The organism is Deltaproteobacteria bacterium (genome assembly GCA_026712905.1).
Lineage (GTDB): Bacteria > Desulfobacterota > Binatia > UBA9968 > JAJDTQ01 > JAJDTQ01.
The window spans coordinates 1-9,220 of sequence record JAPOPM010000113.1 but is presented as its reverse complement, the minus strand read 5'-3'; the positions used below and the strand labels follow the sequence as shown (position 1 = coordinate 9,220).

Below are 9,220 nucleotides of genomic sequence, written 5' to 3'. Positions count from 1 at the left end.
GTAGTCCTGCCGCCGCACCCCTTCCGCCTTGCCGTCCTTCCACGGCGTGGGACCCAGGGTGGAGGGCCAGGTGTAGGTGTAGCCCTTGCCCTTGACGCAGATGAGCACCGCGGCGGAGCCGTGGGCGTGGGCCTTGGAGTAGCGCCCGGTCTCGTGCTGGCCGATCCACAGGTAGAAGCTGTTGCCCACCATGTGCGGCTCGATGCGCCGGTAGCCGGGCGAGCGGCGGTTGTCCAGCGGCAGCTCGCAGGTGACGATGTCCGGGATGATGTTGGTCTGGCGCATGGCCAGCCCGCGCACCGGGTCGGGCTCGATTTCCTCGTTGGACTTGTAGTAATCCTCGGTCTCCGCGTAGCGGTCGGTGAAAACGTACGGGCAGTTGAAGATGAAGTCCGTGTTGTTGAACAGGTTCATGATGTTGGGCGCCGTAGTGCCCGCCAGCAGCAACGCCGGGCTGGAGGTGGCGTTGACGATGCGATGGCTGGCATTCATCGGTATGGCGAACAGCGATCCCTGCTGCCACTCGAAGGTGTGCTTCTTGCTGCTGCCCTCGGCCCACACCTCGGTGGTGCCGCGGCCTTCCACCACGAAGTACTGCTCTTCGAAAAGGTGCTTTTCCTCGTTCAGCGCGCCGGCGCCCGGAACCTCCACCACGTAGGAGCCCCAAAGGCCCTCGGTCCCCAGAAGCTGGATGAAGCTGGCGTTGCCTCCGAGCCGCTTCCACATCTTCCTGGGCAGGTTCTGGACCTTCTCCACCCCGATGTCCCGGTAGATGGGGATCTCCTGCTCTTCCATGAAGGTGTCATAAGCGGTGTTGGGCCGCAGGAACTTCCCGTAGCCCGCCTTCTGCATCTCGCCCGTGGGCTCCTGCCATGTTTCTTTTCCGTTGCCAGCCATAGAAATGCCTCCCTGAGAATGTATGGTGAACTGACTCACTGACTCTGTTTGGTGAGTGGCTCAATATAGACAATCGCGTTCCGAGCGTCCAGGGTCGGGGTGGGGTATCAGCGCAAGCGAGTTCCCTCCGCGAGCCAAATCCGAGGGGCCGCGGCAACCGGTCAAGACATGGGCCGCGAGAGTGGCGGAGAGCGGTCAGTCGTCGCCCGGCTCCTGCATCCAGGCAGGAATGTCCCGAGCCCCGTGAAGCACGCGCCACACATCGACCTCCGCTTCGCGCTCGACATAGAAGAACAAGTATGGAAACCCCTTGACGGTACGGCACCGCAGACCGGGGACACCCAGCTCATGCGCATAGCGGGGCGAGCCGCTGGCCGGCTGGACGCCGATCTGCCGGCGAGCATCTTCCAGCGCGTCGATGAAGTCGAGCGCAACCGTCGCTCCCGCCTCCGCCAAATAGTGCCCCACCGCCCCGTCGATGTCGCGTTGCGCTCGCTCGCGAAGGACGACCGGCTTGCCGCTCACCGCCTGCCGGCATCGCGGACCCGGCCGCGCAACCCGTCGAAGTAGTCCGCGTCGGCCGTGACCGCCGGCGGCGACGCCGGGCCTTCGAGAAGCAGGCCGCGAAGGTGCTGGCGATCCCGTTCCTTGCGGATCAGCTCCCGGACATATTCGCTCGAACTGCTGTAACCCCCCGCGCCGACCTGATCATCCACGAAGGACTTGAGGGCATCGGATAGCGATATGTTCATTGTGGTCATGGTGCAACGCTAGCGGGATTGGCAAAATTTGGCAAGCATTGGCTGGAACAGGTCGGTGTGGGTGATCACATTTATGTCGATTAGATACACTACTGAATCACGCTCCTCGACGTACATGCGCTGAGGTGCGCAGACAGTCGCGCTCCAGCCCCAAACTATTGAATTTCAGATACTTGTATCCACATCTTGTCTCTTCGCCACCCTTGATCGACGCCTCCTATGTTCCCAGGTTCAGCAAGTGCTGCAGGCTTGACCAACCATAGGCGACCTCGGTCACTTCAATTCCTCCGACCTCTGCGGCCTTTTCCCTTATCCGCCGCGCGCCCAGAAGTTCGTAGAACCCGCGTGAAGGGTTGTCCGCCAAGACCCATAGCAGCATGGAATCAATGTCTTGCTCCACAAGCCGTCGGACGACAGCCGAAGTGAGACGAGTGCCGATGCCACGACGCTGGCATTGCGCCAAGACATAGATCGCGTACAACTCGCCTTTGTAGGAGGGGTCTCCACCACGCTCCGGGCCGCCTGATGAGAATCCGACGATGCCGCCCTCTTCGTCTTCCGCTACGCAAATGAAGCTGCTTCTGTCTGAGGCGGACAGAGCTCTACTCCAGAACTGTTCCCTCTTCGCGTATGAAAGCGATGCCAGGAAATCGGACGGCAGAATTCCAGCGTAGGTGGTGCGCCAGCTATCGACGTGGACTCTTGCGATGGCGGCGGCGTCGACCGCGTGCGCCTCTCTGATGAGCATAACCCCGTGGACAGTCCCGCTTCAGGATCAGTCGAAGCACTCCAGCCCCGCCGCGGCCACCCCCACCCGCGCGATGTCCTCGTCCTCGTCGGAGGTGCCGCCGCTGACGCCGACGGCGCCGACCACGTCGTCGCCGTCGCGGATCAGGAGGCCACCCGCGGCAGGCACGACCTTGCCGTCGGCCAGTGCCGTGAGGGCGGCGAGGAAGGTCGGTCGCTCGTTGAGGCGGTCGGCGATGGAGCGGCTGGAGCCGCCCATGCCCAGGGAGCCCCAGGCCTTGCCGATGGCGACCTGCGGGCGCAGGATGCTGGCGCCGTCCTCGCGCTTGAAGGCCTTGAGGTGGCCGCCGTCGTCGAGCACGGCGACGGCCATGGGCCTGAGTTCCAGCCGGCGGGCTTCGGCCAGGGTCTCGTCGACAATGATCGCGGCCTTTTCAAGGCTCAGTCTCGCGCTGCTTTGTGCCATGGAATCTACTCCTCTTCCTTCGGTTGTTTCCCTTCCGCTCTCGGGGCGTCCGGAGCAACCGGGTCCGTCGCCTTTGCGCCCGGCCGGGACTCCACCTGGAGCGGTGGCTGTCCCTGCTTGGTCTCGCCCCAGTAGATGGTGCGGTGCGGGAAAGGGATCTCGATGCCGCGCTCATCGAACGCTTTCTTGAGGCGCCGGTTGTACTCGCGACCGATGCCCCATTGCCGGCTGGGCCGGGTCTTGAGACGGGCGCGCACGATTACCGCGGAATCCTCGAAGCGATCGAGGCCCATGATCTCGATGGGCTCCAGCATGTCCCAGCGAAACTGCGAGTCCTGGCGCATGGACTCGTCCACCTCGCGCATCACCGCCACCACCTCGTCGGTATCCTCGCGATAACCCACGCCCACGTCCATCAAGTAGCGGGAGAAGTCCTTGGTCATGTTCTCCACGTGCTCGATGGTGCTGTTGGGCACGAAGTGCACGTTGCCGCTCAGGTCGCGGATGCGCACCGAGCGTAGCGTGACCTTCTCCACCGTGCCGGTGACGCCGCCCACGTCGACGACGTCGCCGGCGCCCACGCTGCCCTCCGTGAGGATGAACAGGCCGTTGATGATGTCCTTGATGAGCGACTGGGCGGCGAAGCCCACGGCCAGACCGAAGATGCCCACGCCCGCCAGCAGCGGCCCGGTTTCGACGCCCACGAGTTGCAGGATGAGCAGCGCGCCCACCAGCACGACCAACAGCTTGACCGAGGTCTGCGCCAGCGGCCCGAGGGTCTGAAGCTTGCGGCCGGCTTCCCGGCTGCCCACCCGGTCCAGGACCCGGGGACGCAGCAGCGAGAGCACCGCGGCGTTGCTCAGCCGGACGAGCGCGATCCCCGCCACGATCACCAACGCGATCAAGACGGCCCGCGCCAGCACGGTCTCACCCGCCGGCGTGCCCAGGAACTCCAGCACCGAGAAGCCCCAGACCTCGAGCAGCGCCACCGCGCCCAGGATGGCGAGAGGCAGGTCCACGAGCGCTCGCAACGAGCCGCCGTTCCCGGCTTCGGCCGCGCCGCTCTCCGCGTCCGCGCCCGTCCGCCCGGCGGTCACACCCCTCCACACCGCGCGCACCGCGCTTTTGAGGTAGAAAGAGAGGATACACACCGCCAGCGCCAGCAGCCCGGACCCCATGATCCTCTGCCACAGGAACTGCGAAGCGTACTGATAGCCCATCAGGTTCAGGACGATGGTGCCGGCCAGAACCGCCACGACCAGGAGGTGGACCAAGGGCCAGACCGCCCACAGGAATCCCTCATGCGCGCGGCTTTGCCCGAGGACCGCCTGCATGAATGGGCGTCGCCGGCTGCATCCCACCGCCCCTAGGAAGAGCACCAGGAGGGCGAAGACGATCATGAGAAGGCGCGCCAAGGCCAGACTCGCGCCCACGTCGTCGGCGGGAGAGTTCAGCAGGACGTACCGCGGGATCAGCAGCACGAACGCCGCCGCGCACCCTGCGGTCACCCCTCCCCGAAGCACGCCGCTGGCCTCCGGGGTCAACCCCCAGCGCCGCTCGCCGTGTCCGCCCGGACCGAGGAGCGCCGCGCCGAACAGCGCGATCCACAGCACCAGCGCGGTGAGCTGCAGCGCCTCGACCACCACCGGGCCGAGGGAATCGTTGTGGGACAGACCGAACTGCGGCAGGGCCAACGTCAGCAGCACGATGTAGACCGGCCAAACCGCGGCCCGGAGCGCCCGTAGCAGCGCCCCGCGATAGGCGGGCGCGTCGCTCCCCCGCGCCCGGTGGTCGGCCAACCGCGCCCGCAGAAACCGTCCGGCTCTCAGCGCGAGCCACGGCACCAGGCCGAAGACCAGCACGGCCGTGGCCCACGGCCACCACGACGACGAGAAGCGGCCGTGGGCCATCCGCCGCTCCAGTTGGAACAGCCCGTAGACGCGTGCGGACAGCCCCACGGCGCCGTCGACGGCCTGCCCGAGAAGCGCCCAGTTGGGCGGAAACAGGCCCAGGGGCTCCCGGTTTCGGAGCCACAGCATCCTGTCCAGGACCAACGTGTAGAGGCTCTCGAGCTCGCCTTCGCGCGCACGCGAGAGGTCCGCCAAGCGGGCGGCGAACTCGGCCAGGGCATCGAGCACCCGCTCCTGGGCCTGGAGCGCGGCCTTGCGCTCTCCGAGTATCCTGTCCAGCTCCGCGCTCTCGCGCGCGGACGGCTTCTCGGCGGCCAGGGCGCGGGCATAGTCCCGGGCGTCGGCGTCCACGCGGAACAGCAGCGTGCCCAGCTCGAACAGCGCCTGCCGGTACTCCCGGAGCCGCATGCGCAACGACTCCTCGTCGGTGGGCGCGGCGGCGGCACGTTGTCCCCGATGGCGGAACCTTTCGAGCTCCACCTTGATGTGGCGCGCCACCCAGTCGCCCGCGCCGTACCGTTCCACCAGGTCCACGAGCCGCTCCTTGTTGCGCATGTCCTGGGCGGTGAGCCGTTCCTGCTCCGCGAGTTCGGCGCGCAGGCTCTCCAGCTCCCGGCGGAAGGCGAGGGTCTTCTTCTGGACCTTCAACACCCCAAGCTCGATGGTGTTGAGGAGGCTCGCGACCCGCGACCGGCTTTCCGTGAGGCGCCGCTCGATGAAACCGATACGGTCATCCACCATGGCCTCGTCGAGGTCGAGGTTCACCAAAGCGTCCGGAGCGGAGCGCGGGCGCGGTTCGGCTGCCGGCGCGGGGGCGTCTGTCGGGGTCGTTGCGGTGGTCCGAGGGGGTGCCGTCGCTTGCGGCGGCGCCGGCACCCGTGGAAGCTCGCTGGCGCCGGAAGGGTCCGTCGCCCGAGGAGGGTCGGCCCCGGGGAGCGTCTGGCTCAAGGCCGGCAGCGCGGCAAACCCCGCCACGGCCGCGCACGCGACCAGGAACCGGGGCAGAAACCCCGCGGCAGGTAACCTCTTCCTCATTCCGATTCTCTCAAAGGCTCGATGACCGGCAGTCTCAAGAGACCGCCACCCCAAGCTCCTACCGTGGCATCCCTTGATCTGCTACCTAACTTCTTACTTTACCACTTGCCTCCGATTCAAGATGACATCACGCGCCAACGCCTTGCTGCTGGGCACCGCCCTGCTGGTCACCTTCACCACCGGCACCGCCAGCCGCATCTTCGCCATCTCGCTGCCGTCCGTCGCCACGGGCCTTCATACCGACATGATCGGCATCTCCTGGGCGTTCATCTCGTACCAACTCGCCACCGCGGCCCTGTCGCTGGTGTTCGGGCGCGTGGGCGACGTGTACGGACGCCTGAGCGTCTACATCTGGGGCATCGTGCTGTTCACCGCAAGCTCGTTCCTGTGCGGGCTTTCCGGGGATATCGCCCAGCTCATCGTCTATCGCGCTATTCAGGGCATCGGCGCCGCCATGATCCAGGCCCAGGGACGCGCCCTGGCCATGGACGCGTCCTCCGAGGAAACCCGGGGCCGTGCCCAGGGCCTCATGACCACGGCGCACCACGGGGGCTTTCTGCTCGGTCCGGGGCTGGGCGGGTTCATCATCGAGTACGTGCACTGGCGCGCCGCCTTCTTCTTCCTGGTGCCCCTGGGCATCGCCGCCGCCGCCCTGGGTTTCACGTACCAGCGGCGCCGGGACAACCCCGACGCGGGCGCGCCGCGCGGCGAACGCCCGGCCATCGACTATCTCGGGGCCGTTCTCCTGGTGAGCACCACCCTGGCGCTCATGGGCATCCTCGACCGCCAGTTCATGGAGTGGCTCACGCCGGCGGGACGCGTCGCCGCGGTGGCCGGTTTCGCCGCGCTGGGCGCGGGCTTCCTGTGGCGCGAGAGCCGCGCCCCGAGCCCGATCCTGAGCCTGTCGCTGTTCCGCATCCGCATGTTCGCCTTCAGCACGGTGACGCTGCTGCTGGTCTCCGTCGTCATGACCCTCACCGTGTACCTGCTGCCGTTCTATCTCCAGGACGTGCTGCGGTTGAGTCCGTCGTTCATGGGCATCCTGTTCCTCAGCGCACCGGTCTTCGCCACCACGCTGTCGCCGGTGGGCGGCGTCATTTCCGACAAGCTGGGGCCACGCATCCCCGCCACCGCCGGAGCGGTGCTCTTCGCACTGTCTTGTGTGTTGGGGGTCTACTTCGAGCCGGATTCCCACTGGGTGCTGCCGACCCTGGTGCTGGCGCTGGGGGGACTGGGCACCGCCCTCTTCTTCCCCGCCAACCATACGGCGCTGATTTCCTCCGTGCCGCTGGAGCACCGGGGCGTGGCCACGGGCACGCTCTACACCATGTTCGGGCTCGGAAACGTTTTCGGGATCACGGTGGGAAACTTCCTCATGACCCTGGCCTTCCGCATGCACACCGGTATCGCCGACGCGCTGCCCGCGGCCGAGGACACGGCCCACTTCGTGGCCGCGCTTCAGGACACGTTCCTCGTCGCCACGGGCATCGGCCTCGTGGGGGTGGTGTGCTCGGTGCTGCGTGGCACCGCGAGACCGAAGGCCTAGCTTCTACGACCCCGGCTAGAGCAGCCGGTGCGGCAGGTTGACGAAAGTGCTCATCTCGTGCGGCAGCGCGGCGGGGGGCGCCTTGCACACGTGGCCCGGGCCGAGTTGGTCGATCCGGGTGACGCCGATAAGGCCCATGGCGATGACGATCTCGTTCTCCAGGAGTTGCAGCGCACGCACGAGACCCTCGTAACCGCCCGCGCCCAGGGCCCAGCCCTGGAGCTTGCCGATGGTCACGGCCTTGGCGCCCAGCGCCACCGCCTTGAGCACGTCCGTGCCCCGCAGAAAGCCGCCGTCGATGACGATCTCGGCCTTGCCGCCCACGGCCTGTACGATCTCCGGGAGCGTGTCCATGGTGCCCTGCCCGTGGTCGAGCTGGCGCCCGCCGTGGTTGGAGATGTAGATGACGTCCACGCCGTGCTCCACGGCCATGGCGGCATCCTCGGCGGTGGCCACGCCCTTGAGGATGAACGGCATGCCGCCGATCTCCTTGATGGCGTCCATGGTGTCCCATGTGAGCTTGGCCTGCCACAGGCGGTCCTGGTTGGCCGCCTCCCGCCGCTTGCTGGGCGGCAGCCAGCGGTTCATCATCTGCCGCTCCCGGTTGCTGTAGTGGGCCGAATCCACGGTCAGGCACAGCGCCTTGTAGCCGGACTGCTTGACCCGTACCAGTATCCCCTCGACCCAGTCCAGACCGCCGCGGATGTAGAGCTGGAAAATCTTGTCCGACGGGGTTGCGGCCGCGGTCTCCTCAAGTTCGGGCTGGGTCACGGAGCTGACGAAGTTGACGGTGCCGAACTCGTTGGCGGCCTTGGCGGCGGCCACGGCACCCTCCGGCGTGATCTGTTGGAGCGATCCGATGGGCGCCAGCATGACCGGAATGCGCAGCTTGTGGCCGAGCACGGTGGTGGAGGTGTCCACCTCGGAGACGTCCACCAGCACACGCGGGCGGAAGGCCAGCGAATCCAGGGCCAGCCGGTTGCGGCGCATGGTGGTCTCCGACTCGCTGCCGCCGCTCAGGTAATCCCACACGGGCTGGGGCAGGTTGCGCCGCGCCTGTACGATAAGCTCCTGGTTGCTGACGAACTGTTCGCTCATTTTCATGTCCTTCCATCGACGGGCGGAACGGTGCAAGGGGGAGTCCGCGTGCGCGGCGGACTCCCCCTCCTCGTCGATCCACTACCTGGGCAGGTGCGGTCGGCCCGGTTTGAAGCTACTTGGCCCGCTTCGGGAAGAGCTTCGGCAGGTACTCGTTGGTGTACACCGCATCCACCGCGGTCTTCTTCGGAAGCTGCATGTGCTTGGTGATCAGGTCGTTTGTGAACACCATGCGTTCCTTCGTCATGTGGCCGATGCCTTCCTTCAGGGCATTCTCGGACAGCAACGAGTCCACGGCGATGTCGAAGTGCTTCCGCGCCAGATCCGGGCTGATGGCGGGGTTGTGCTTGATGAAGATGTCCACGGCCTTCTGCGGATTCTCCACCGACCAGGCGATGCCCTTGTAGGTGGCGTCCAGGAAGCGCTTCACCAAGTCCGGCTTGTTCTTGAGGGTCTTCTCGGACACCAGCAGCCCGTTGCCGTAGGTGGCCATGCCGTGGTCGGCATAGAGCATGTACAGCGGCTCTTTGCCGACCTTCTTGGAGGCCGCGTCCACCGTCGGCTTCTCGGTGTAGAATATCAGGATGGCGTCCACGCGTCCGGCCAGGAGACTCGGCGTGGTGGCGGGCACCGTCATGTTGACCCAGGTGACCTTCTTGTTGTCGAACTTGTTGATGTTGGCGAAGGCCGGAAAGATGACCCGCGAGGCATTGGCCTCGGGCGAGCCGATCTTCTTCCCCTCGAGGTCGGACGGCTTGGT

The 9,220-nt window shown here is 66.5% G+C and carries 9 protein-coding genes; 1 reads left to right on the top strand and 8 read right to left on the bottom strand.

What is annotated here, in order from left to right; all coding sequences use genetic code 11:
• The 6 genes from OXF11_08785 to OXF11_08760 form a co-directional block, all read right to left on the bottom strand.
• The coding region (locus OXF11_08785; protein MCY4487194.1) for a cupin at positions 1–897 on the bottom strand (897 nt) is incomplete at its 3' end.
• 195 nt (positions 898–1,092) lie between these two features.
• Positions 1,093–1,422, bottom strand: coding sequence for a type II toxin-antitoxin system RelE/ParE family toxin (locus tag OXF11_08780; GenBank protein MCY4487193.1), 330 nt, complete (start codon positions 1,420–1,422; stop codon positions 1,093–1,095).
• A complete protein-coding gene (locus OXF11_08775; GenBank protein MCY4487192.1) occupies positions 1,419–1,658 on the bottom strand; it encodes a type II toxin-antitoxin system ParD family antitoxin in 240 nt (79 codons plus the stop codon). The genes OXF11_08780 and OXF11_08775 overlap by 4 nt, the downstream gene beginning before the upstream one ends.
• 217 nt (positions 1,659–1,875) lie before the next feature.
• Positions 1,876–2,406: a GNAT family N-acetyltransferase gene (locus tag OXF11_08770; GenBank protein ID MCY4487191.1), complete on the bottom strand. Its 531-nt coding sequence runs from the start codon at positions 2,404–2,406 to the stop codon at positions 1,876–1,878.
• 27 nt (positions 2,407–2,433) lie between these two features.
• On the bottom strand, positions 2,434–2,871 hold the full coding sequence (locus OXF11_08765) for a heme-binding protein (protein ID MCY4487190.1): 438 nt from the start codon (positions 2,869–2,871) through the stop codon (positions 2,434–2,436).
• 5 nt (positions 2,872–2,876) lie between these two features.
• The gene (locus OXF11_08760; GenBank protein ID MCY4487189.1) at positions 2,877–5,546 is read right to left on the bottom strand and encodes a mechanosensitive ion channel; all 2,670 of its coding nucleotides are present in this window, start codon (positions 5,544–5,546) and stop codon (positions 2,877–2,879) included.
• Between the two features lie 391 nt (positions 5,547–5,937).
• On the opposite strand from OXF11_08760, the gene OXF11_08755 reads away from it, so the two are divergent.
• The gene (locus tag OXF11_08755) at positions 5,938–7,362 is read left to right on the top strand and encodes an MFS transporter (GenBank protein ID MCY4487188.1); all 1,425 of its coding nucleotides are present in this window, start codon (positions 5,938–5,940) and stop codon (positions 7,360–7,362) included.
• A gap of 15 nt (positions 7,363–7,377) precedes the next feature.
• Here the strand turns inward: OXF11_08755 and OXF11_08750 are convergent, their stop codons facing one another.
• Together OXF11_08750 and OXF11_08745 are read right to left on the bottom strand one after the other, a co-directional pair.
• Positions 7,378–8,460 carry an alpha-hydroxy acid oxidase gene (locus tag OXF11_08750; GenBank protein ID MCY4487187.1) on the bottom strand — a complete coding sequence of 361 codons (1,083 nt, stop codon included), beginning with the start codon at positions 8,458–8,460 and terminating at the stop codon, positions 7,378–7,380.
• Positions 8,461–8,575: 115 nt separating this feature from the next.
• A partial coding sequence (locus OXF11_08745) for an ABC transporter substrate-binding protein (protein MCY4487186.1) occupies positions 8,576–9,220 on the bottom strand: 645 nt, incomplete at its 5' end.

Coding starts and splice junctions, on each gene's coding strand:
- OXF11_08755 (MCY4487188.1), top strand. CDS start 5,938: ATGACATCACGCGCCAACGCCTTGCTGCTGGGCACCGCCCTGCTGGTC.
- OXF11_08765 (MCY4487190.1), bottom strand. CDS start 2,871: ATGGCACAAAGCAGCGCGAGACTGAGCCTTGAAAAGGCCGCGATCATT.
- OXF11_08750 (MCY4487187.1), bottom strand. CDS start 8,460: ATGAGCGAACAGTTCGTCAGCAACCAGGAGCTTATCGTACAGGCGCGG.
- OXF11_08775 (MCY4487192.1), bottom strand. CDS start 1,658: ATGACCACAATGAACATATCGCTATCCGATGCCCTCAAGTCCTTCGTG.
- OXF11_08770 (MCY4487191.1), bottom strand. CDS start 2,406: ATGCTCATCAGAGAGGCGCACGCGGTCGACGCCGCCGCCATCGCAAGA.